Source organism: Kosakonia sp. PSU_27 (assembly GCF_039409795.1).
In the GTDB taxonomy this organism is placed as follows: domain Bacteria; phylum Pseudomonadota; class Gammaproteobacteria; order Enterobacterales; family Enterobacteriaceae; genus Kosakonia.
Window position 1 is genome coordinate 436,645 of sequence record NZ_JBCIVK010000003.1, and the last position, 23,309, is coordinate 459,953.

Sequence of the window (23,309 nt, forward strand, 5' to 3'; positions counted from 1 at the left end):
CCCTATGGATGTTTCGATACGCTGCCATAACCGTGTGTTGTTGCTGTTGGCGGTGCTGGGCGGGCTGGCGGCGTGGCTGCCGTTTGTGAACTATGCGCCAAACCGGCTGGTTTCCGGTGAAAGCCGCGCCTTATGGCAGCTTTTTTCCGCGCTGTGGCTACTTGCGCCCTGTCTCTTACTGGCAATCAGCTTTATTCCCGGTCGCGGTGCGCAGGTGGCAACGTTGCTGTTTACCGAAGCGCTGTTCTGCCTGCTGGTATGGAGCGCGGGCAGGGCGGCGACCGATCTCGTGCAGACGGGCAGCCCGCTGGCGCGCACATCGCCCGGCAGCGGGTTGTGGCTGTGGCTGGCGCTAACGCTGTTGGCCTGTAGCGATGCGATTCGCCGCGTTGTGTCCAACCCCGTGTGGCGCTGGTTGCTGCATGCGCAGGTGTGGTGCCTTCCTCTCTATTTATTGATCAGCGGCGCGCTGGATAATCTCTCGCTGCTACGCGAATACACCAATCGGCAGGATGTGTTCAACGATGCGCTGGCGCAGCATTTAACGCTGTTGTTTGGCACGTTGCTACCTGCGCTGGTGGTCGGCTTTGCCATCGGGCTGTGGTGCTATCGTCATCCCTCTCGACAGGGGCCGGTGTTCGCGGTGCTCAACGTTATTCAAACCATTCCGTCGGTGGCGCTGTTTGGCTTACTGATTGCGCCGTTAGCCGGGCTGGTAAAGCAATTCCCCGAGCTTAGCCAGTTGGGGATTGCCGGCACTGGCATGACACCCGCGCTGATTGCGTTAATCCTCTATGCCTTACTGCCGCTGGTGCGCGGTGTGGTCGCCGGGTTAAACCAGGTGCCGCAGGAGGTGCTGGAAAGCGCCGAAGCGATGGGCATGAGCGCGCGCCAGCGTTTCTGGCAGGTGCGCGTGCCGCTGGCGCTTCCGCTGCTTCTGCGCAGCCTGCGAGTGGTGGCGGTACAAACGGTCGGGATGGCGGTGATTGCCGCATTGATCGGTGCGGGTGGGTTTGGTGCGCTGGTCTTTCAGGGGCTGCTGAGCAGCGCACTGGATCTGGTGCTGCTGGGCGTCATTCCGGTTATCGCAATGGCGGTGATCGTTGATGCGTTATTTGGCTTAGGGATAGCGCTGCTGAAGGTGAAACAGCATGATTGAATTTAATAACGTCAGTAAAACCTTTGCCGGGCAGTCCGCGGTGAGCCATCTCGATTTGCACGTTAAAACGGGCGCGTTTTCGGTGCTGATTGGCACCTCGGGTTCCGGAAAATCCACCACCCTGAAGATGATTAACCGGCTGGTGGAACACGATGAAGGCACAATTACTTTTGCCGGGACGGATATCCGCTCGCTGCCGGTGCTGGAGCTGCGCCGTCGCATGGGGTATGCCATTCAGTCGATAGGTTTATTTCCTCACTGGACGGTGGCGCAGAACATAGCCACCGTGCTGCAACTGCAAAAGTGGTCACGCGCGAAGCGCGACGCGCGGGTCGATGAACTGATGGCTCTGCTGGGGCTGGAGCCTGCCCTGCGCGAGCGCTTTCCGCATCAGCTCTCCGGCGGGCAGCAGCAGCGGGTGGGCGTTGCCCGCGCGCTTGCCGCCGACCCGGAAGTGCTGTTAATGGATGAACCTTTCGGCGCGCTTGATCCCGTAACCCGCGCGGCGTTACAGCAGGAGATGGTGCGCATTCACCGTCTGCTTGGACGCACCATTGTGCTGGTGACGCATGACATTGATGAAGCCTTACAACTGGCCGATCACCTGGTACTGATGGATGGCGGAAAGGTGGTCCAGCAGGGGACGCCGTTATCGATGCTGACCGCGCCGCGTAACGATTTTGTGCGCGAGTTTTTTGGCCGCAGCGAGCTTGGCGTGCGGCTGCTCTCATTGCGGCAGGTGAGCGCTTATCTGCGCAGTGAACGCGTTGCTGTCGGCGAACCGCTTCAGGAAGCGATGACGCTGCGTGAAGCGCTCTCGGCGTTTGTCGCTCAGCAGTGCGAAGTATTGCCGGTGAATAATGCGCAGGGGCAGCCCTGCGGGAGCCTGCATTTTCGCGATTTGCTGCGCGTGGAGGCCGCCTGTGAAGATCCTGCGTGACCCGCTGCTGTGGCTGATGGCGCTGTTTGTTGCGCTGCTGGTCTGGTTACCGCATAGCGCGGCGCTGTTCAGTACACTTTTTCCGCAGCTCCCGCGCCCGGTCTATTTGCAGGAGAGTTTTATTTCGCTGACCGTCGCCCATTTCTCGCTGGTCGCGGTTTCCAGTGTGATTGCGATTGTGCTGGGGGTTGGCGCAGGCGTTGCGGTCACGCGTTCTGCCGGGCGGGAGTTTCGCCCGCTGGCGGAAACCATTGCCGCCGTGGGGCAAACTTTTCCCCCGGTGGCGGTGCTGGCGATTGCCGTGCCGGTAATGGGCTTTGGTAAACAACCGGCGATTATTGCGCTGGTGCTATATGGCGTATTGCCGATCTTGCAGGGCACACTGGCGGGGATCGCCTCGGTGCCGGAAAGCGTGCAAAGCGTGGCGAAAGGCATGGGCATGAGCACATGGCAGCGGTTGTTAAAGGCGGAGTTGCCGCTCGCCGCACCGATGATCATCGCCGGGGTACGCACGTCGGTGATCATTAATATCGGCACCGCCACCATCGCGTCTACGGTCGGTGCAAGTACGCTGGGGACGCCAATCATCATTGGCCTGAGCGGTTTTAATACGGCTTATGTGGTGCAGGGGGCGGTGTTGGTGGCGCTGGCAGCGATTATTGTCGATCGGGGATTTGAGCGGCTGGCGCAGCGGCTCAACCGACACCGCCACGCACAATAAACGAATAACCGGCGAGCATGACGCCACCAATTCCGCCGATGGCCATCAGCAAAAAGATAGCGATAACAACAATTTTACCAGACTTCATTTTATGCTCCTTCTGAATCAGGCTGGCATTATAAAGGCAAGTTGAGTTGTTAATAAAACATTAAATGCCGAGCAACCAGACGCTGTGCCCCGCTTCGCGCCATGCCAGCATCTGCTGTTGCTGTGCTTCGCCCGGTGTTTCGCCGCACCACACCAGCAGTGTCCGGCCGGGAAACATCTCCGGGCGCAACTGGGGCAGGGCGTGCGCCAGAATGTCCACCCGCCATCCCTGCTGGCTTGCCATCCAGCCCTCCAGCCACAGCCGCGTGGTGTCCTGCACATTCCAGCCAATCACCAGCGCGTCTTTACCCGGTTTTTTACGCGCAGAAGTCAGGCAGCCGGAAATGTAATTGATCAGGATCCCGTCAAGCAGGCTCAGCATCGCCAGCAGGGCAGGCTGCTGAGTTTGTAGCCGCAATCGTAAGGGGATAAGCAGATGTGTTGCCAGCGCCTGCGCCGGGTAGTCGCGCCCGTGCTCTTTGATCCACTGATGCAGGCGATGCGGGTCGCCCTGTTGCAGGTATTGCAGGGCGGTTTCCTGCTGGGCGCGCCAGCCATCTCGCGTCTCTTCCAGCGCTGAAGAGAGCAGCTTTTGCACTTTGCTGACCTGCACGCCGGTCTCTATCCAGCGTTTGATCTCCCGGATGCGGTCAATGTCCTCTTCGGTGAATAACCGGTGGCCACCATCCGTGCGCTGGGGTTGCAATAGTCCATAACGTCGCTGCCAGGCCCGCAGCGTCACGGGGTTGATTTCGCATAACAACGCCACTTCACCGATTGTGTAAAGCGCCATGGTGTTACCCTCGCCAGCCGACTCCCTGTATAACTGTAGCCTCTGCCGCCTGGCACAGGATGCGCAGCCGCAAAATTGCGCAAAATGTGTGCGAACGGTTAATCAATGTGGCTTACTTTGTGATGCGGAGCACGATTTTGTATTTTTTTGCAGCGCTTCAAAGAAACATCTGAAAACACCCTGTATGTTACGCGCTTTAGTTGATGTGGTGTGGCGGGTATGTACGAGTTCAATCTGGTGTTGCTGCTGCTTCAGCAGATGTGCGTGTTTCTGGTTATCGCCTGGTTGATGAGCAAAACGCGGCTGTTTATTCCGCTGATGCAGGTAACCGTGCGCTTACCGCATAAGCTGCTGTGCTATGTCACCTTCTCCATTTTCTGCATCCTCGGCACCTATTTCGGCCTGCATATCGAGGATTCTATTGCCAACACGCGCGCGATTGGCGCGGTAATGGGCGGCCTGCTCGGTGGCCCGTTAGTGGGCGGTCTTGTCGGGTTAACCGGCGGTATTCACCGCTATTCGATGGGCGGCATGACCGCGCTGAGCTGCATGCTCTCTACGTTTGTTGAAGGGTTGCTCGGCGGCCTGGTACACCGCGCGCTTATCAAACGCGGGCGCACCGATCTGGTGTTCAGCCCGTTTACCGCCGGGGCGGTAACTTGCGTGGCGGAGCTGATCCAGATGCTGATTATTCTGCTTATCGCCCGTCCATTTGATAGCGCGTTACACCTGGTGCAAAGCATCGCTGCGCCGATGATGGTCACCAATACCGTTGGTGCGGCGCTGTTTATGCGCATCCTGCTCGATAAGCGCGCAATGTTCGAAAAGTACACCTCGGCGTTTTCCGCCACTGCATTAAAAGTGGCAGCGTCGACGGAAGGGTTTTTGCGCCAGGGTTTTAACGAAGAGAACAGCATGAAGGTGGCGCTGGTGCTCTATAAAGAGCTCGATATTGGCGCGGTGGCGATAACCGACAGGGAAAAACTGCTGGCCTTCACCGGCACCGGCGACGATCACCATCTGCCGGGGCGGCCCATCTCGTCGGTCTGGACGCAGCGCGCCATTGAAACCGGGGAAGTGGTTTATGCCGACGGCAACGAAGTGCCTTACCAATGTTCGCTCCACCCGCAATGCAAGCTCGGTTCGACGCTGGTGATCCCGCTGCGCGGCGAAAACCAGCGCGTGGTGGGGACGATTAAGTTGTATGAAGCGAAAAACCGCCTGTTCAGCTCCATCAACCGCACGCTGGGCGAGGGGATTGCACAACTGCTTTCGGCGCAGATCCTTGCCGGGCAGTATGAGCGGCAAAAGGCGCTGCTAACCCAGTCGGAAATCAAACTGCTGCACGCGCAGGTAAATCCGCATTTCCTGTTTAATGCCCTGAACACGCTAAAAGCAGTGATCCGCCGCGACAGCGATCAGGCCGGGTTGCTGGTGCAATATCTCTCAACGTTCTTTCGTAAGAACTTAAAACGCCCGTCGGAAGTGGTAACGCTGGCGGACGAAATTGAACATGTGAACGCCTACCTGCAAATTGAAAAAGCGCGTTTTCAGTCGCGCTTGCAGGTGCAATTACATGTGCCGGAAGCGCTGTCGCACCTGCAACTTCCGGCGTTTACCCTGCAACCGATCGTGGAAAATGCCATCAAACATGGCACGTCGCACCTGCTCGGCGTGGGCGAGATTATGATTAACGCCAGCCAGGACGGGCGGCATCTGGTGCTGGATATTGAAGACAATGCCGGGTTGTACCAGCCGAAAACCGACGCCAGTGGATTAGGGATGAGCCTGGTGGATAAGCGCCTGCGCGCGCGGTTTGGCGATGAGTGCGGCATTACTATTGCCTGTGAGCCGGATCTGTTTACCCGCATTACCCTACGACTCCCGCTGGAGGAACACGCATGTTAAAAGTGCTGATTGTTGATGATGAACCGCTGGCCCGGGAAAACCTGCGTATCCTGCTTCAGGAAGAGAGCGATATTGAGATCGTTGGCGAGTGCGGCAACGCCGTCGAAGCGATTGGCGCGGTGCATAAACTGCGTCCGGATGTGCTGTTTCTTGATATCCAGATGCCGCGCATTAGCGGGCTGGAGATGGTCGGGATGCTCGATCCGGGAAACCGGCCGTATGTCGTGTTCCTGACCGCGTTTGACGAATACGCGGTGCAGGCGTTTGAAGAACACGCGTTCGATTATCTGCTTAAACCGATTGAAGCCCGCCGCCTGGAGAAAACCCTCAGCCGTCTGCGTCTTGAGCGAAACGTGCAGGATGTGTCGGTGCTGCCGGAAAACCAGGAAGCGCTGAAATTCATTCCCTGTACCGGGCACAGCCGGATCTGGTTATTGCAGATGGACGAAGTGGCGTTTGTCAGTAGCCGCATGAGCGGCGTGTATGTGACCAGCCAGGAGGGCAAAGAAGGGTTTACCGAGCTGACGCTGCGCACGCTGGAGAGCCGTACGCCGCTGGTGCGCTGCCACCGCCAGTACCTGGTCAATATGGCGCATCTGAAAGAGATCCGCCTGGAAGATAACGGCCAGGCGGAGCTACTGCTGCGCGATGGCCTGACGGTGCCGGTGAGTCGACGTTATCTGAAAAATTTAAAAGAGGCGTTGGGGTTGTAAATTCCTGTGCGATGCCTACACTGCGCGCTGGTTCATCATTTCCGGAAACAAATATGCTTAATAACGATATCCTGCGCAGCGTGCGTTACACCCTGCAAGCTGATAACACCGCGCTGGTGCGCATTCTGGCACTGGCAGACACGGCAGTGACCGTTGAACAGCTGGCGCCCTGGTTGCGCAAAGAAGACGAGGAAGGTTATAAGCCGTGCCCGGATATTGTGTTGTCCGCGTTTCTGAACGGTCTTATTTACGAAAAGCGCGGCAAAGATGAAACCGCGCCGCCGCTGGTGGCTGAACGCAAGCTGAATAACAACATTGTGCTGAAAAAGCTGCGCATCGCCTTTTCGTTAAAGACTGACGATATTCTGGCTATTCTGACCGCCCAGCAGTTCCGCATCTCGATGCCGGAAATCACTGCCATGATGCGAGCGCCGGATCATAAGAATTTCCGCGAATGCGGCGATCAGGTTATGCGTTATTTCCTACGTGGTCTGGCGGTACGCGAGCAAAAACCGAAGGGTAAAACCGACGCGGAATAATCGATAATCCTTCAGGCTGCATCGCTGGTGGTTTAGCGCCAGGCGGGCATCGCCAACAACGCGCAGCTTGAAGGAGAACAGGACTTACTGCACTTCTTTAAAGCCGCGTGATTTCAGCAGCTCTTCTGATTTCTTCATGCTGATTTTGCCATTGACCGTGCCGGTAAACTCGGAACCCTGCAGGTTGTTCAGCGCAGCAAAATCGACCTCGTTGTAATCCACATCCAGCGTCTCTTGCGCGTAGGTTTCCTGATAATCCACGCTCTCTTTGATCCCTTTAATGCTCTGGTATTTTTTGCTGATCGGATCCAGCACTTTCATCGCCTCGTCTTTTGTCTTCGCGCCAATGGAAGCGTACTCGATTTTATTTTTGGCGGTCTGGCGTTCAACCTCGTCACCTTTGTAGTAATAGGTCAGCGTCACTTCCGTGCCCGCCTGCGCAAAGGTAAAGGTTTTACTCTGCTCTTTTTCCCCACAGCCGGTCAGACCAATGAGTAAAGCGACAGAAAAGAGTGCGGCGATGAATTTACTCAATTTCACGATATTCCCCTGTTTTCCATGTGAAGTAATGTTTGGTAATGCAAAATTGAGTATAGAAAAAGGCGCTGAATTCAGCGCCTTATTTTTTTACTTCACTTGCTGGCCTGCTTTTGCGCCGCTATCGGGGCTTAACAGGAAGATATTTTTTCCGCCAGGGCCGGCGGCCATCACCATCCCTTCGGAGATACCAAAACGCATTTTGCGCGGCGCGAGGTTGGCGACCATCACCGTCAGGCGACCGATCAGCGCGCTCGGGTCCGGGTACGCGGAACGGATGCCGGAGAAGACATTGCGTTTTTCGCCATCCAGATCCAGCGTCAGGCGCAGCAGTTTGTCGGAACCTTCGACGAATTCGGCGTTTTCAATCAGCGCCACGCGCAGATCGACTTTCGCGAAATCGTCAAAGCTGATGGTTTCCTGAATCGGGTTATCCGCCAGCTCGCCGGTTACCGGTGCGGCAGCCGCTTTCACTTCCTCTTTTGACGCTTCCACCAGTGCTTCCACCTGTTTCATTTCGATACGGTTATACAACGCTTTGAAAGCGTTAACTTTGTGGCCGAGCAGCGGCTGGTTGATGGCATCCCACTCAAGCGTCGTGTTGAGGAACGCTTCGGCGCGCTCCGCCAGCGACGGCAGAACCGGTTTCAGCCACGTCATCAGCACGCGGAACATGTTCAGCCCCATGGTGCAAATGGCCTGCAGATCGGAGTCGCGGCCTTCCTGTTTCGCCACAACCCACGGTGCTTGTTCGTCAACGTAACGGTTCGCCACATCGGCCAGCGCCATAATTTCGCGTACCGCTTTGCCGAACTCACGGCTCTCCCACGCTTCGCTGATGGTCGCTGCCGCGTCGGTAAAGGTTTTGTACAGCGCAGGGTCTGCAAGCTCTGCTGCCAGCACGCCGTCAAAACGTTTATTGATAAAACCGGCGTTACGCGAGGCGAGGTTCACCACTTTGTTGACGATGTCGGCATTCACGCGCTGGATGAAATCTTCGAGGTTAAGATCGATATCATCAATGCGCGAAGAGAGCTTCGCCGCGTAGTAATAGCGCAGGCTGTCGGCGTCGAAATGGTTCAGCCAGGTGCTGGCTTTGATAAACGTCCCGCGCGATTTGGACATCTTCGCGCCGTTCACCGTCACGTAGCCGTGGACAAACAGGTTGGTCGGCTTGCGGAAACCGCTGCCTTCGAGCATTGCGGGCCAGAACAGGCTGTGGAAATAGACGATATCTTTACCGATGAAGTGATACAGATCGGCGTCGGAATCTTTCTGCCAGTACGCGTCAAAGCTGGTGGTATCGCCGCGCTTGTCGCACAGGTTTTTGAACGACCCCATGTAGCCAATCGGCGCATCCAGCCAGACGTAGAAATATTTGCCCGGCGCGCCTGGAATTTCGAAACCGAAGTAAGGCGCATCGCGGGAGATATCCCACTGCTGCAAGCCGGATTCGAACCACTCCTGCATTTTGTTCGCCACCTGCTCCTGCAACGCGCCGCTGCGCGTCCACGCCTGCAACATTTCGCTAAATGAGGGCAGATCGAAGAAGAAGTGCTCGGAATCACGCATGACCGGCGTCGCGCCGGAAACCACCGACTTCGGCTCAATCAGCTCGGTCGGGCTGTAGGTCGCGCCACATACTTCGCAGTTATCGCCATACTGATCCGGTGATTTGCATTTCGGGCAGGTGCCTTTGACAAAACGGTCCGGCAGGAACATGCCTTTTTCCGGATCGTAGAGCTGAGAGATGGTGCGGTTTTTAATAAAACCGTTCTCTTTCAGGCGGGTATAGATAAGCTCCGACAGCTCGCGGTTCTCGTCGCTGTGCGTCGAGTGGTAGTTGTCGTAGCTGATGTTAAAGCCAGCAAAATCGGTCTGATGCTCCTGACTCATGTCGGCAATCATCTGCTCCGGGGTGATCCCCAGTTGCTGCGCTTTCAGCATGATCGGCGTGCCGTGGGCATCGTCGGCGCAGATGAAGTTGACCTCGTGGCCGCGCATTCGCTGGTAACGGACCCAGACATCAGCCTGGATGTGCTCCAGCATATGGCCGAGGTGGATGGAGCCGTTGGCGTACGGCAGTGCGCACGTTACCAGAATTTTCTTCGCGACTTGAGTCATAGTAGGCATTACATCTTCTTGAGAAAAAGGGGTATCGATAGTACCAAAAGGGGAATTAGCGCGCTACGCGATCTGCGGACGTTTTAATTCAGACAGGGATTTTTGGATAAAGATTGCGCCTTCGGTGATAAGGGCTTTAAGAACCTTTCAATCCATATATCAATACATGAGTAATAATTAATCCATGCGTTAACGGCATTTATCCGTAAATGAATAATTGTTGCCCGTGGGGTAAACTTGCTGGCTACAATGTCGTTTTCAGAACAACTACAAAGGAGTCGGGATGAGTTCGCAATCCCAGGCCAAATCCCCGGAAGCGTTACGCGCGATTGTCACCGGGACGCTGGCCGATTTTCAGCACCCAACCCTGAAGCACAATCTCACTGCTTTAAAAGCGGTACATCATGTCGCATGGCTGGATGACACCCTGCACGTTGAGTTGCTGATGCCGTTTGTCTGGCGCAGCGCGTTTGAAGCGTTAAAAGCGCAGTGCAGCGCCGAATTGCTGCGGCTGACCGGCGCGCGCGCCATCGACTGGAAGCTGTCGCACAACATCGCCACCTTAAAACGTGTGAAGAACCAGCCGGGCGTCAACGGTGTGAAAAACATCATTGCCGTCAGTTCCGGCAAGGGCGGGGTAGGGAAATCCTCCACGGCGGTAAACCTGGCGCTGGCGCTGGCGGCGGAAGGGGCGAAAGTCGGTATTCTCGACGCCGATATTTATGGCCCGTCGATCCCGGTCATGCTCGGTGCGGAGCACGAGCGTCCGACCTCGCCGGACGGTACGCATATGGCGCCGATTATCGCCCACGGTCTGGCGACCAACTCGATTGGCTACCTGGTTACCGATGATAACGCCATGGTGTGGCGCGGCCCGATGGCCAGCAAAGCGCTGCTGCAATTGTTGCAGGAGTCCATGTGGCCGGATCTGGATTACCTGGTACTGGATATGCCGCCAGGCACCGGTGATATTCAGCTGACGCTGGCGCAAAACATTCCGGTGACCGGCGCGCTGGTGGTGACAACGCCGCAGGATATCGCGCTGATCGACGCCAAAAAAGGCATCGTTATGTTCGAGAAAGTGGAAGTGCCGGTGCTCGGTATTGTTGAAAACATGAGCATGCACATTTGTAGCAACTGCGGTCATCACGAACCGATTTTCGGCACTGGCGGTGCGGAAAAACTGGCCGAGCAGTATCACACCGAGTTGTTGGGGCAGATGCCGCTGCACATTTCGCTGCGTGAAGATCTGGATAAAGGTACGCCGACCGTGGTGAGCCGCCCGGACAGCGAATTTACCGCTATCTACCGTCAACTTGCCGGGCGCGTAGCCGCACAGCTCTACTGGCAGGGTGAAGTCATTCCTGGCGATATCGCGTTTCGCGCGGTGTAAATCCGTCAACCTCTCCCGTTCGGGAGAGGTTTTTTTACTTCTTGAGATAGTGCATCAGCACGTAATCCCCTTCCGGCGAAACGCCCTGTGCTTCGATATGCCAGCCATGGTGCTGATAAAACGCCAGTGCGGCTTTGTTATGCAGCAGGCATTTCAGTGCGCCAGTGCCGGTAAAGGTGGATTGCGCATGTTTGAGCAGAGCGCTGCCGACGCCTTTGCCCTGAAAGGCCGGGTCGACAAACAGGTTGTGCAGGAAATTGTCGTTTTCGTACACCGAGGCGAACCCCAGCCGGTGGCCCTCTTCTTCGGCGACCCAGATGGTTTCATCGAGCGTGGCGGCGTCAAAATCTTCCAGCCGCCAGTCGCTGCCATCAAGCCAGTGCCAGCTCTCTTTGCGGGCGTGTAAAAAAAGGGTGCGTAAAAACGGTCTGTCACTTTCCTGCCAGCGGCGAATAATCATTCAGCTCCTGGTTTAGCGATGGTAAAAGATGTCGCCGTTATAGGCTTTGAGGATTTTGCCTTCGGCATCGGTGATAAGCACATAGTTGCCGCCCATATAGGTCCAGTGGCTACCGGCTTCGGGGGCTGGCAGGTTACGCAGTTGCCACTGTTTGATGTTGTACTCTTCGCTGCGGTACATTTCCGGTACGGTGTCGCCAATGGTGAATTTCGTAAAGTCGGCGACAAACTCATTAATTTCGTAAGATTGCGGCCCGGTAGCGCCTGGTGTAGCGGTTTGCGGTGCGGCAAAGGCCGTCGAGGCGGTTGCCAACAGCGCGCCCAGAAGCATCATTTTTGTTTTACTCATACTCTCTCCAGGTTGTTCTTATACATTTCACGCGGTTGCATAAATAGCACGCCATCATTGCCGTTAACGGACAGTGGAGCAACTACGAAAAAATAACGCTTTGGTAAAAAGTGTAAGCAAACCCAGGGCAGAGCAGGAAAAGCGGACGGCGATTTTCGCTATCCGCTTGTAACCTTTAAGAATAATCCTGGCTAATCGTCAGCCCGCAAACCCTTCCAGCACGATTTTTCCCACCGCCCGCTGGCTTTCCAGCAGCGCATGGGCTTTGCGCAGATTCACGGCATTGATGGTGCCAAAGTGCTCGCCAAGCGTGGTTTTTAACACGCCTTCATCGATCAACTGCGCCACGCGTGAAAGCAACTGATGCTGGGCAATCATATCGTCAGTGGTGAACATTGAGCGGGTAAACATAAACTCCCAGTGCAGCGAAATGCTTTTCACCTTCAGCGGCATCGCGTCCAGGCTGTGCGGATCGTCAATCAGCGCCAGTTTACCCTGCGGTTTCAGGGCGTTAATCAGCTGCTGATAATGCTCTTCGGTATTATTGAGGCTGGCGACGTGTGAAACCTGTTTGATGCCAATGCGCGCCAGCTCTTCGGTCAGCGGTTTGCTGTGGTCAATCACATAATGCGCACCCAGCTCTTTTACCCACTGCTGGCTGGCGGGGCGGGATGCCGTACCAATGACCGTTAAGCGCGTTAGCTTACGAGCCAGCTGCGTCATGATCGAGCCTACGCCGCCCGCCGCGCCAACAATCAGCAGCACATCATTTTCGTTGCCGCCCTCTTTGATGCCAAGACGGTCGAACAATAACTCCCAGGCGGTAATGGCGGTTAAGGGCAGCGCGGCGGCGGCAGCGTTATCCAGCGTTTTCGGTTTGCGCGCCGCAATGCGTTCGTCCACCAACTGGAATTCACTGTTGCTGCCGGGGCGGGTCAACGCGCCGGCGTACCACACTTCATCGCCCGGCTGGAACAACGTTACCGCTTCCCCCACGGCAGTCACCACGCCAACGGCATCCCAGCCCAGCACGCGCGGTGTATCGGCGTTAAAACCGGCGCGCACTTTGGTGTCCACCGGGTTGACGGAAACGGCTTTCACTTCCACCAGTAAGTCGTGGCCGCTGGCGGTCGGTTGCGGCAGTTCAATGTCGGTAAGAAAATCCAGATTACTGCCGTTCTGCGCGGCGCGGGTAATAGCGATAGCTTTCATCATGGCTCCGTTAATGTGTTTTTGGTGTCGATGCAGATAAGGGTAGTCAAAGCCTATCTGATGAAAAACACGCAAAACGGAGCAGCACTTATCCTTGATGAGTGAAAATCAATTGATCGGGCCGTCCGGGGAGTCCGGGTTTGGCACCGGAATATCGGCGCTGACGCGCAGATCCCGATCGTCGAAAATCATGCAGTGGCGGCTATCAAAGGCGAGGGTAATTTTCTGCCACGGGCGGAAATGGACATCCCCCGGCAGCAGAATTTTGATGTTGTCATGACCGTAGCACTGACCAAACAGGTAGGTGTTATTACCCAGCCGTTCCACCACTTCACACTGAAATTCCAGCGGCGTACCACGCGTGACATCCGTGGATAGATGCTCCGGACGAATGCCGAGCGTGATCGACGCACCGGGCTCCAGCCGCGAGGTGTCGATACCGAGCGTTAATTGATGCCCCTGCGCCAGCGTGATAGTCACTTCGCCGGGTTGCCAGGCGTTAACCGTTGCGGGCAGGAAATTCATCTTCGGCGAGCCAATAAACCCGGCGACAAATTTGTTTTTCGGGTTGTAGTAGAGCGACATCGGCGAGCCCATCTGCTCGACATTGCCGTAGTTCATCACCACGATTTTATCCGCCAGCGTCATTGCTTCCACCTGATCGTGCGTGACATACACCATGGTGGTTTTCAGCTCCTGGTGCAGGCGCGCAATGTGCAGGCGCATCTCGACGCGCAGTTCGGCATCGAGGTTTGAGAGCGGCTCGTCGAACATAAACACACGCGGGTTACGCACAATCGCGCGGCCAATGGCGACGCGCTGGCGCTGGCCGCCGGAGAGCTGTTTCGGTTTTCGGTCCAGCAGGTGGCTTAGTTGCAGGGTTTTCGCCACCATCTCCACCTGGCGGCGGATCTCCTCTTTCGGCACTTTGTTCACTTTCAGCCCGTAGCCCATATTTTCCGCCACGGTCATATGCGGATAGAGCGCGTAAGACTGAAACACCATCGACACGCCGCGATGTGCCGGCGCGACATCGTTCATCACTTCATCGCCAATCAACACTTCGCCTTCGCTGACCTCTTCCAGACCGGCAATCATGCGCAGCATGGTGGATTTACCGCAGCCGGAAGGGCCGACAAATACCGCGAATTCGCCATCATCAATCGACAAATTGACATTGTTCAGCGTCACCGTGTCGCCAAACCGTTTGGTGACATTCCTCAGTCGTATATTGGACATCAACGTTCCCCGAATGTAGTAGCCGTTATTTACCGTTTATGCCGTGCGCTGAGTGTTTTTGTATTACGTATAACAATCATCTGGCGTTGCTGCGTAACGGCGAAAAATCTTGCTATGACTATAACTTCCAGTGTTTTTGCGCCCTATATCGAATTTTCATTTCTGTAATGCCGGTCACATAACTCACCGTTTATGCTCGTTTTATTAATTGTTAAAGCGTAGCGTATAACAAATTCAATAAGGCGGGTGAATACGTCTTAAACCCTGCAATATCAGGTGGTTTGTTTAAAAGGTATCCTGATGCTGCGCCATAAAAACCACAAAATTGTTATACCTTGACATGAGGTTGATAATGAGAAAGAACACACTTACTGTACTGATCCTCTCTGCACTCGCCGTTGGCCAGACGGTTAGCCTGTCGGCGCACGCCGCCACTCAGCAGCTTAATGTCTGGGAAGACATCAAAAAGTCGGTCGGCATTCAGGACGCCGTAAAAGATTTCGAACAAAAGTACGACGTCAAAGTTAATGTGCAGGAGATGCCCTACGCGCAGCAGCTGGAGAAATTACGCCTCGATGGCCCGGCCGGCATTGGCCCGGATGTGCTGGTCATTCCTAATGATCAACTGGGTGGCGCGGTGGTGCAAGGGTTGCTGACCCCCCTGAATCTGGATAAAGAAAAAGTTGACGCCTTTACGCCAGCCTCGATCAATGCCTTTCGTCTGGATAACACGCTGTATGGTGTGCCGAAAGCGGTGGAAACCCTCGTGCTTATCTATAACAAGGAACTGATTGATAAGCTGCTGCAAAGCCTGCCGGAGTGGCTCGACTATTCGAAAAAACAGCGCGCGCAGGATAAATACGGGCTGCTGGCCAAGTTTGACCAGATTTACTACAGCTGGGGCGCGATCGGGCCGGAGGGCGGCTACCTGTTTGGTAAAAACGATAAAGGCGGTTTCAACCCGCAGGATATTTGCCTCAATAAACCGGGCGCGGTGGAAGCCGTCACTTTCCTGAAAAAATTCTACGCCGAAGGTGTGTTCCCCTCTGGCATCCTCGGCGATAACGGTCTGAACGCCATCGATTCGCTGTTTACCGAGAAAAAAGCCGCAGCGGTAATCAATGGCCCATGGGCGTTCCAGCCATATGAAGCGGCGGGGATCAATTACGGCGTTGCGCCGCTGCCAGACTTACCAGACGGCAAACCGATGAGTTCTTTCCTCGGTGTGAAAGGTTATGTCGTTTCGACCTGGAGCAAAGACAAAAAGCTCGCCCAACAATTCATCGAATTTATCAACCAGCCGCAGTACGTGAAAACGCGCTATATCGCCACGCGTGAAATCCCGGCGCAGAAAGCGATGATTGACGATCCGGTTATCAAAAACGACGAAAAAGCCAGCGCAGTGGCGGTACAGGCGGCGCGTGCGACGGCAATGCCGGGTATTCCGGAAATGGGCGAAGTGTGGGGGCCGGCAAACGCTGCGCTGGAGCTGAGCCTGACCGGAAAACAGGAACCGCAGGCGGCGCTCGATGCGGCCACCAAACAGATCCATATGCAAGTTGAAGCGATGCAGGCCAGTAACCAGTAACCGCGTGTTGTTGCGAAACGGGAGGGGCACCTCCCGTTGTTGAAAAGGAGTCGTACGTGATTATCAGTCCCAGCGAAAATTTTGCCAAAACGCATGGCGCAGGGCGGCATGCGTGGTGCGGGCTGCTGCTGGCCGTTGTGCCGGGTTTTGGTCAGTTTTATCACCGCCAGTGGTTAAAGGGCCTTATCTTCCTGGTGCTGCTTAGCAGCTTTATGGGCATTTTTTACGATTTTCTGCGCGAAGGATTGTGGGGGTTATACACGCTTGGCGAAGAAGTCCCGCGTGACAACTCCATTTTCTTGCTGGCGGAAGGGATTATCAGCGTACTGATCATCGCCTTTGGCGTGATGGTCTATTACCTCTCGCTGCGCGATGCGTGGGTAAACGGTAAAAAACGCGACGCAGGGAAGCCGCTCAACAGCGTACGCAAGCAGTACCAGTTGTTACTCAGCGACGGCTTCCCGTACCTGATGATCACGCCAGGCTTTATTCTGCTGGTGTTCGTGGTGATTTTCCCGATCCTCTTCGGTTTCGCCATCGCCTTCACTAACTACAACCTTTACCACACGCCGCCGGCCAGGCTGGTGGACTGGGTAGGGTTAAAGAACTTCGTCAACATCTTTACCTTGTCGATCTGGCGTTCGACCTTCCTTGATGTGCTGCAATGGACGGTGGTCTGGACGCTGTTGGCCACCACGTTGCAGTGCTCCGTTGGTGTACTGCTGGCGATTCTGGTGAACCAGAAAGATCTGCGCTTTAAGCCGCTGATACGCACCATTTTTATCCTGCCGTGGGCGGTGCCTGGGTTTGTCACCATTCTGGTGTTCGCCGGGATGTTTAACGACTCGTTCGGCGTGATTAACAATGCCATTCTCGCGTTCTTCGGCATTGCGCCGAAAGCGTGGCTGACGGATCCGTTCTGGAGCAAAACGGCGTTGATCATGATGCAAACCTGGCTCGGTTTCCCGTTTGTTTTCGCCATGACGACCGGCGTGTTGCAGGCTATCCCGGACGATCTGTACGAAGCGGCGAAGATGGATGGCGCGGGCACCTGGACGCGGCTGCGCACCATTACGCTGCCGCTGGTGCTCTACTCAATTGCACCGATCATCATCACCCAGTACACCTTCAACTTTAACAACTTCAACATCATCTATCTGTTTAACAACGGCGGCCCGGCAGTTGCGGGGGCGAACGCGGGTGGGACGGATATCCTGGTGTCGTGGATTTACAAGCTGACGATGTCCTCCTCGCAGTACGCGATTGCGGCGACCATCACCATTTTGCTGTCGATTTTTGTCGTCGGTCTGGCGCTGTGGCAGTTCCGCGCAACCAAATCCTTTAAAAACGACGACATGGCATAAGGGAAGAAAAATGGCTCAATCACAAAGTATCCGCCGCGAGAAGTGGATCCGCCTGACGCTCTCCTGGCTGGTTATCGCGCTGGTCTCGCTGATGATTATCTACCCGCTGGTGTGGACGATTGGCGCGTCGCTGAACGCCGGTAACAGCCTGCTCAGCACCTCGATAATTCCGGAAAATCTTTCGTTTCAGCACTACGCCGATCTGTTTAATGGCCAGGTCAATTACCTGACCTGGTACTGGAACTCAATGAAGATCAGCCTGCTGACAATGGCGCTAACGCTTATCAGCGTCAGTTTCACCGCCTATGCCTTTTCCCGCTTTCGTTTTAAAGGGCGGCAGAACGGGCTGATGCTGTTTTTGCTGCTGCAGATGATCCCGCAGTTTTCGGCGCTGATCGCCATTTTCGTGCTGTCGCAACTGTTGGGCTTAATCAACAGCCATATGGCGCTGGTGCTGATTTATGTCGCCGGAATGATCCCGATGAACACCTATCTGATGAAAGGCTATCTCGATGCCATTCCGCGTGACCTGGATGAATCCGCACGCATGGACGGCGCGAGTAACTTCCGCATTTTTATTGAGATCATCATGCCGCTGTCAAAACCGATTGTGGCCGTAGTGGCACTGTTCTCTTTCACCGGGCCGCTGGGGGATTTCATTCTCTCCAGCACCATTCTGCGTACCCCGGACAAATACACGCTGCCGATTGGGCTTTACAACCTGGTGGCGCAAAAAATGGGCGCCAGTTACACCACCTACGCGGCGGGCGCGGTCTTGATCGCCGTTCCGGTGGCCATTCTTTATCTGGCACTGCAAAAATACTTCGTCTCCGGCCTGACCTCCGGCAGCACCAAAGGATAACCACATGAAAAGATTTGCACCCGCTCTGCTTGCTGTCTGTCTTGGTAGTTTGTCCGCCAGCACCTTTGCCGCCGACGCGTTAAAGACGCGTCCTTTTAGCGGCATGCCCGCCGATTTCATCAAAGGCGCGGATATTTCAACGCTGCTCGACGCCGAGAAACACGGGGCGAAGTTTTATAACGAAAATAACCAGCCGCAGGATGCGATCGCCATTCTGAAAGCCAACGGCGTCAACTATGTGCGCTTGCGGTTGTGGGTGGACCCGAAAGATGCGCAAGGCCAGGCCTACGGCGGCGGTAACAACGATTTAGCCAGCACGCTGGCGCTGGCGAAGCGGGCGAAAGCGCAGGGCATGAAACTGCTGCTTGATTTCCACTACAGCGATTTCTGGACCGATCCGGGCAAGCAATACAAACCGAAAGCCTGGGAAAAAATGGATTACCCGCAACTGAAAACGGCAATCCATGACTATACCCGCGACACCATCGCCCGCTTTAAGCAGGAGGGCGTGCTGCCGGATATGGTGCAAATCGGCAATGAGATCAACGGCGGCATGCTGTGGCCGGAAGGCAAAAGCTGGGGGCAGGGCGGCGGTGAGTTTGACCGGCTGGCGGGCTTGCTGAATTCCGCTATTGACGGCCTGAAAGAGAACCTGAAGAACGGCGAGCAGGTGAAAATCATGCTGCATCTGGCGGAAGGCACCAAGAACGATACCTTCCGCTGGTGGTTTGATGAAATCACCAAACGCAACGTGCCGTTCGATGTCATTGGCCTCTCTATGTACACCTACTGGAACGGGCCAATCAGCGCGTTGCAGGCCAATATGAACGACATCAGCAAGCGCTACAACAAAGATGTGATTGTGGTGGAAGCGGCCTACGGCTATACGCTGGCGAACTGTGATAACGCGGAAAACAGCTTCCAGGCGAAAGAAGAAAAAGAGGGCGGCTACCCCGGCACCGTGCAGGGGCAATATGACTATATCCACGATTTAATGCAGTCGGTGATGAATGTTCAGGGCCATCGCGGCAAGGGTATTTTTTATTGGGAACCGACCTGGATTGCCGTTCCCGGAAATACCTGGGCTACGCAAGCGGGGATGAAATATATCAACGACCAGTGGAAAGAGGGAAATGCCCGCGAAAACCAGGCGTTATTTGATTGCCAGGGGAAAGTGCTGCCATCGGTAAAAGTTTTTAATTAATTTTGGTGTGGTAAATTTCAGGAATTCATTATGAATAAATTTGCGCCTTTAAGCCCGAAGGTTGTCTCGCTATTGCATGGCGCGGACTATAACCCGGAACAGTGGGAAAACTATCCCGATATTATTGATAAAGACATTGCCATGATGCGGCAGGCAAAATGCAATGTGATGTCCGTCGGCATATTCAGCTGGTCGAAACTCGAACCGCAGGAAGGGGTATTTAATTTCGCCTGGCTGGATGAGGTCATCGATAAATTATATGCCGCCGGTATTCATATATTTCTGGCCACACCAAGCGGCGCGCGTCCGGCCTGGATGTCGCAAAAATACCCGGAGGTGTTGCGGGTCGGGCGCGATCGCGTTCCGGCGCTGCACGGCGGGCGGCACAATCACTGCATGACCTCGCCGGTGTACCGGGAAAAGACGCTGAAAATCAACACGCTGCTGGCAGAGCGCTATGCGCATCATCCGTCGGTGCTGGGCTGGCACATTTCCAATGAATACGGCGGTGAATGCCACTGCGCGCTGTGTCAGGAGAAATTCCGTGGCTGGCTGAAAGCACGTTATCAGACGCTGGACAACCTCAATCACGCCTGGTGGAGCGACTTCTGGAGCCACACTTACAGCGACTGGTCGCAGATCCAGTCACCGGCGCCGCAGGGGGAAGTCTCCATTCACGGGCTGAACCTCGACTGGCGGCGTTTTAACACCGCGCAGGTAACCGATTTTTGCCGCCATGAAGTGGCCCCGCTGAAAGCTGCCAATGCGGCACTGCCGGTGACCACCAATTTTATGGAGTATTTCTACGATTACGACTACTGGCAGCTGGCTGAAGCGATCGATTTTATCTCCTGGGACAGCTACCCGATGTGGCACCGGGATAAAGACGAAACGGCGCTGGCTTGCTACACCGCCATGTATCACGACATGATGCGCACGCTGAAAGGCGGCAAACCGTTTGTGCTGATGGAGTCGACCCCGAGCGTCACCAACTGGCAGCCGACCAGCAAGCTGAAAAAGCCGGGAATGCACATTCTCTCGTCGCTGCAGGCGGTGGCGCACGGTGCCGATTCAGTGCAGTACTTCCAGTGGCGTAAAAGCCGTGGTTCGGTCGAGAAGTTCCACGGCGCGGTTATCGATCACGTCGGACATCTGGATACGCGCGTGGGGCGTGAAGTGTGCGCGCTGGGCGACATGCTCAGCAAACTCACCCCGGTAATGGGGTGCCGAACCGATGCCCGCGTGGCGATTATCTTCGATCAGCAGAACCGCTGGGCGCTGGATGACGCTGAAGGGCCGCGCAATAAAGGCCTTGAGTATGAAAAAACGGTTAACGAGCACTATCGCCCGTTCTGGGAAAAAGGCATTGCCGTGGATGTGATCAATGCCGATGCCGATCTCAACCGTTACCAGCTGGTGATTGCGCCGATGCTGTATATGGTGCGCGACGGTTTTGCCGGGCGAGCAGAAGCGTTTGTTGCGGCGGGCGGTCATCTGGTGACCTCCTACTGGACCGGCGTGGTCAATGAAAGCGATCTCTGTTATCTCGGCGGTTTTCCTGGCCCGCTGCGCAAATTGCTGGGTATCTGGGCAGAAGAAATTGATTGCCTGGACGACAACGAGCGCAATCTGGTACAGGGGCTGGCGGGTAACGAGGCCGGATTACAGGGGCCGTATCAGGTGCGCCATCTGTGTGAGTTGATCCATACCGAGAGCGCGCAGGCGCTGGCAACCTACCGGGATGATTTCTACGCCGGGCGACCCGCCGTGACGGTCAATCATGTCGGCAAAGGCAAGGCCTGGCACGTCGCATCACGCAACGATCTCGCCTTCCAGCGTGATTTCTTCGCCAACATTATTGAGGAGTTGAAGTTGCCGCGCGCGTTACAACATGATTTGCCGCCGGGCGTCGTTGCCACGGCGCGTACGGATGGCGAAAGCACGTTTGTCTTTATTCAGAACTTTAGCGCCCAGCAGCAGGTGATAACGCTGCCTGACGGTTATCAGGATTGTTTATCCGGTTCGTCGGTCAGCGGCGCGATGTCGCTGGCTCCCTGGGATTGCCGGGTTATTAGCCGTAACGCATAAGTGAACCTTCCGCGCCTGCCCATTCGGGCAGGCGTTTTTTTATCTGCTGATTATCAGGAGACTATTATGGTGAGCCTTAAATCCTTCCTGCACTACTTCTCTGAAGCGAAAAATGCGGCAACAACGCCGATTAGTGAGGGCGAATTGCAGAAAATCCAGCGACTGGCGCAAGCCTTTGGTGGCGCGCCAAATATTGCGCATGTGGATGCCTGCTTAACCCGTTTGCGCGTCACGGTAAACGATCTGGCTATTGTCGATTCTCAGGCGCTACAAAATGAAGGGGCGCTGGGGGTGATTATTCTTGGGCAAGAAGTTCATGCTATTTTTGGCAAACAGTCTGACGCGCTACGTAAATTGCTTGATGAACATTTCTCCTCTCGCTAATAGATAAAAAAAGGGATACCTGCATGGGTATCCCAAAATAAAACAGTGGCAACTTTGCTCAGTTTGCGGAGATAAAATAAATAATGATGTTACTCGTTAATACAGACAACATAGTGCGTTATCCTATTGCGGCGTAATAGTTTCCCGGTGTTGGCTTATTAAAATAAATCGCCAGAGCAAACAAATTTAACCAACAAAGCGATAACGTGCAGGATGAAGCGTATTACCACCAGGCCTCAACCTGAACACCGAAGTTCCAGGTATTATTTTTCGTTCCATCTTCAAATGATTTCCCGTCTTCCGAATCATTTAAATAGGAGGCGAAAAGGCGTAATTCAGGACGAGACATAAATTCTGGGCCATCCGCCAGACCGACAGCAAAAGTATATTTTTCGCCGCTCTGTTTGTAGTGAGTACCGTTTTTATAATCATCTTTCTGGTAGAAGCCGCCGACTTCACCAATCAGGCGTACATAATTGGTGAGCTGATACTGGGCGCGGCCAACCAGCGAAACCAGACGTGTTTTGTCGGTGTATTCGGTGATGTCATTGGCCGAGCCGTATGTCAGCACGTGGTTCAGCGAGAACTTATCGGTAATCGGAATCAGGCCGGTGTTAATCACGCGATAGCCGCTGGCGTCATTAACGTAATGCCACATGTCGTACCAGCCGCCGCCCTGCGACACCATGTTCTGCGCCAGCCCTTTGTTAGCGTATTGCAGCACCAGCTTGTTGTAACCGCCAAACATATCCTGGCTGATTTCACCGGTTACCATCACGCCATCATCGGCTTCATACAGGCCGCCATATTGTTTCTGTTTTTTGGTCGGGTTTGGCATGGCGTAATCAACGCCGAACTCGGTCCACGCGCCTGACCACGGTTTCCAGCCCGCGTAACGCAGGTCGATGTAGTTGATGTTGACATCGTTATCGTTATCCACGCGGTAATCGACATCGTTGGCGTCGCCACGGATCCACGCCACGGATACTGCGCCCGGGCCTAAGGTGTAGTTTTCAACGCCTGCGCCGGAACCGGAAATGTTCCAGTATTTGGTATCGATAATGTGCAGATCGTGGCGCTGGTAGTAACGTTTACCGCCCCAGATCACCGCGTTGGGATCGTTAGGGATAAGTCCTTTGATTTGCAGATTTAACTGGCGCAAACCGAATTGGGCATTATCGCCAATGGTGGTTTCGTTATCGTTGGAGCCGTCGGAAACCATGCTCACCATGGTATCGAGGTAAAAGCTCACTTCGTCTTTCTTATACACTTCCGAGCCCAGTTCCACTTCCCCGTAGGTGTCGGATTCGTTACCGAGGCGGCCGAGTTTGTTTTTCTGCCACTCCACCTGTCCGCCATCGCCCGACACGCCTACGCCGCCGCGCAGGTAACCGTGAAAGTCGATAGGCACCGATGAGGCGGCCAGGATAGATGGTGAAGTCAGCGCAGCGGCTAACGCAAGTGTGAGAGTGCGTAGCGTAGTGTTCATATCATTCCTCTTATTGTTTTGTATTACGTTCACATAAACGCTGTCATAAAATGCCTAAATGTAAAAACAGGCAAACTAACGATTGCGAATGTGTGATTAAGTGCAAATAAATCAGCGTTTTTTGTTACAGGTAGCGAATTCCTTCACAATGTTCGCT

The 23,309-nt window shown here is 55.0% G+C and carries 22 protein-coding genes; 13 read left to right on the plus strand and 9 right to left on the minus strand.

The window, feature by feature from the left end; all coding sequences use genetic code 11:
- Positions 1–4 precede the first annotated feature (4 nt).
- Genes AAIG26_RS08990 through AAIG26_RS09000 form a run of 3 tightly spaced genes read left to right on the plus strand, consistent with a single transcriptional unit; the run spans position 5 to position 2,820 of the window.
- Positions 5–1,159 (plus strand): ABC transporter permease, encoded by a 1,155-nt coding sequence (locus AAIG26_RS08990; RefSeq protein ID WP_343180517.1) that lies wholly within the window; start codon positions 5–7, stop codon positions 1,157–1,159.
- Positions 1,152–2,099 carry an ABC transporter ATP-binding protein gene (locus AAIG26_RS08995; RefSeq protein ID WP_020454363.1) on the plus strand — a complete coding sequence of 316 codons (948 nt, stop codon included), beginning with the start codon at positions 1,152–1,154 and terminating at the stop codon, positions 2,097–2,099. The genes AAIG26_RS08990 and AAIG26_RS08995 overlap by 8 nt, the downstream gene beginning before the upstream one ends.
- Positions 2,083–2,820: an ABC transporter permease gene (locus AAIG26_RS09000; protein WP_160269496.1), complete on the plus strand. Its 738-nt coding sequence runs from the start codon at positions 2,083–2,085 to the stop codon at positions 2,818–2,820. Before AAIG26_RS08995 ends, AAIG26_RS09000 begins: the two co-directional genes overlap by 17 nt.
- On the opposite strand, the gene AAIG26_RS09005 is transcribed toward AAIG26_RS09000, so the two are convergent.
- Both AAIG26_RS09005 and mlrA read right to left on the minus strand, forming a co-directional pair.
- The gene (locus tag AAIG26_RS09005; RefSeq protein WP_020454361.1) at positions 2,795–2,908 is read right to left on the minus strand and encodes a protein YohO; all 114 of its coding nucleotides are present in this window, start codon (positions 2,906–2,908) and stop codon (positions 2,795–2,797) included. The two genes, AAIG26_RS09000 and AAIG26_RS09005, sit on opposite strands and share 26 nt — an antisense overlap.
- Positions 2,909–2,968: 60 nt before the next feature.
- Positions 2,969–3,700 carry an HTH-type transcriptional regulator MlrA gene (gene mlrA, locus AAIG26_RS09010; protein WP_020454360.1) on the minus strand — a complete coding sequence of 244 codons (732 nt, stop codon included), beginning with the start codon at positions 3,698–3,700 and terminating at the stop codon, positions 2,969–2,971.
- Between the two features lie 219 nt (positions 3,701–3,919).
- Here mlrA and AAIG26_RS09015 point away from each other — a divergent pair, with 219 nt between their 5' ends.
- From AAIG26_RS09015 to AAIG26_RS09025, 3 genes are read left to right on the plus strand one after another with little or no spacing between them, the layout of a single operon-like run.
- Positions 3,920–5,608: a sensor histidine kinase gene (locus AAIG26_RS09015; RefSeq protein WP_020454358.1), complete on the plus strand. Its 1,689-nt coding sequence runs from the start codon at positions 3,920–3,922 to the stop codon at positions 5,606–5,608.
- A complete protein-coding gene (gene btsR, locus AAIG26_RS09020) occupies positions 5,602–6,321 on the plus strand; it encodes a two-component system response regulator BtsR (protein WP_017459820.1) in 720 nt (239 codons plus the stop codon). The genes AAIG26_RS09015 and btsR overlap by 7 nt, the downstream gene beginning before the upstream one ends.
- 53 nt (positions 6,322–6,374) lie before the next feature.
- The gene (locus AAIG26_RS09025) at positions 6,375–6,860 is read left to right on the plus strand and encodes a DUF1456 family protein (protein WP_045510781.1); all 486 of its coding nucleotides are present in this window, start codon (positions 6,375–6,377) and stop codon (positions 6,858–6,860) included.
- 84 nt (positions 6,861–6,944) lie between these two features.
- Here AAIG26_RS09025 and AAIG26_RS09030 read toward each other — a convergent pair whose 3' ends face one another.
- Positions 6,945–7,400, minus strand: a complete 456-nt coding sequence (locus tag AAIG26_RS09030) for a YehR family lipoprotein (RefSeq protein ID WP_020454356.1) — start codon at positions 7,398–7,400, stop codon at positions 6,945–6,947.
- 87 nt (positions 7,401–7,487) lie between these two features.
- Complete coding sequence (gene metG, locus AAIG26_RS09035) at positions 7,488–9,521, minus strand: methionine--tRNA ligase (RefSeq protein ID WP_343180641.1); 2,034 nt, start codon at positions 9,519–9,521, stop codon at positions 7,488–7,490.
- 283 nt (positions 9,522–9,804) lie between these two features.
- On the opposite strand from metG, the gene apbC reads away from it, so the two are divergent.
- Positions 9,805–10,914, plus strand: coding sequence for an iron-sulfur cluster carrier protein ApbC (gene apbC, locus AAIG26_RS09040; RefSeq protein ID WP_045510777.1), 1,110 nt, complete (start codon positions 9,805–9,807; stop codon positions 10,912–10,914).
- Positions 10,915–10,948: 34 nt separating this feature from the next.
- Here apbC and AAIG26_RS09045 read toward each other — a convergent pair whose 3' ends face one another.
- The 4 genes from AAIG26_RS09045 to ugpC all read right to left on the minus strand — a co-directional run bounded on the left by AAIG26_RS09045 (position 10,949) and on the right by ugpC (position 14,173).
- Complete coding sequence (locus AAIG26_RS09045; protein ID WP_020454354.1) at positions 10,949–11,374, minus strand: GNAT family N-acetyltransferase; 426 nt, start codon at positions 11,372–11,374, stop codon at positions 10,949–10,951.
- Between the two features lie 12 nt (positions 11,375–11,386).
- Positions 11,387–11,722 carry an RcnB family protein gene (locus AAIG26_RS09050; RefSeq protein ID WP_020454353.1) on the minus strand — a complete coding sequence of 112 codons (336 nt, stop codon included), beginning with the start codon at positions 11,720–11,722 and terminating at the stop codon, positions 11,387–11,389.
- A gap of 198 nt (positions 11,723–11,920) precedes the next feature.
- Entirely contained in the window at positions 11,921–12,934 is a 1,014-nt protein-coding gene (locus tag AAIG26_RS09055; protein WP_020454352.1) for a zinc-binding alcohol dehydrogenase family protein, read from the minus strand.
- A 108-nt stretch (positions 12,935–13,042) separates the two neighbouring features.
- Positions 13,043–14,173 (minus strand): sn-glycerol-3-phosphate ABC transporter ATP-binding protein UgpC, encoded by a 1,131-nt coding sequence (gene ugpC, locus AAIG26_RS09060; RefSeq protein WP_097407471.1) that lies wholly within the window; start codon positions 14,171–14,173, stop codon positions 13,043–13,045.
- Positions 14,174–14,525: 352 nt separating this feature from the next.
- Here ugpC and AAIG26_RS09065 point away from each other — a divergent pair, with 352 nt between their 5' ends.
- The 6 genes from AAIG26_RS09065 to AAIG26_RS09090 all read left to right on the plus strand — a co-directional run bounded on the left by AAIG26_RS09065 (position 14,526) and on the right by AAIG26_RS09090 (position 21,663).
- Positions 14,526–15,761, plus strand: a complete 1,236-nt coding sequence (locus AAIG26_RS09065; RefSeq protein ID WP_343180520.1) for an extracellular solute-binding protein — start codon at positions 14,526–14,528, stop codon at positions 15,759–15,761.
- Between the two features lie 56 nt (positions 15,762–15,817).
- On the plus strand, positions 15,818–17,125 hold the full coding sequence (locus AAIG26_RS09070) for a sugar ABC transporter permease (protein WP_343180522.1): 1,308 nt from the start codon (positions 15,818–15,820) through the stop codon (positions 17,123–17,125).
- A gap of 10 nt (positions 17,126–17,135) precedes the next feature.
- Positions 17,136–17,987 (plus strand): sugar ABC transporter permease, encoded by an 852-nt coding sequence (locus AAIG26_RS09075; protein WP_343180524.1) that lies wholly within the window; start codon positions 17,136–17,138, stop codon positions 17,985–17,987.
- A gap of 4 nt (positions 17,988–17,991) precedes the next feature.
- Complete coding sequence (locus AAIG26_RS09080) at positions 17,992–19,191, plus strand: arabinogalactan endo-beta-1,4-galactanase (protein WP_343180526.1); 1,200 nt, start codon at positions 17,992–17,994, stop codon at positions 19,189–19,191.
- Positions 19,192–19,221: 30 nt separating this feature from the next.
- Positions 19,222–21,279, plus strand: a complete 2,058-nt coding sequence (locus AAIG26_RS09085) for a beta-galactosidase (RefSeq protein ID WP_343180528.1) — start codon at positions 19,222–19,224, stop codon at positions 21,277–21,279.
- A 66-nt stretch (positions 21,280–21,345) separates the two neighbouring features.
- A complete protein-coding gene (locus AAIG26_RS09090) occupies positions 21,346–21,663 on the plus strand; it encodes a glucose PTS transporter subunit EIIB (RefSeq protein ID WP_097407476.1) in 318 nt (105 codons plus the stop codon).
- A gap of 223 nt (positions 21,664–21,886) precedes the next feature.
- On the opposite strand, the gene AAIG26_RS09095 is transcribed toward AAIG26_RS09090, so the two are convergent.
- Positions 21,887–23,152 carry a maltoporin gene (locus tag AAIG26_RS09095; protein WP_343180530.1) on the minus strand — a complete coding sequence of 422 codons (1,266 nt, stop codon included), beginning with the start codon at positions 23,150–23,152 and terminating at the stop codon, positions 21,887–21,889.
- Between the last annotated feature and the right edge of the window lie 157 nt (positions 23,153–23,309).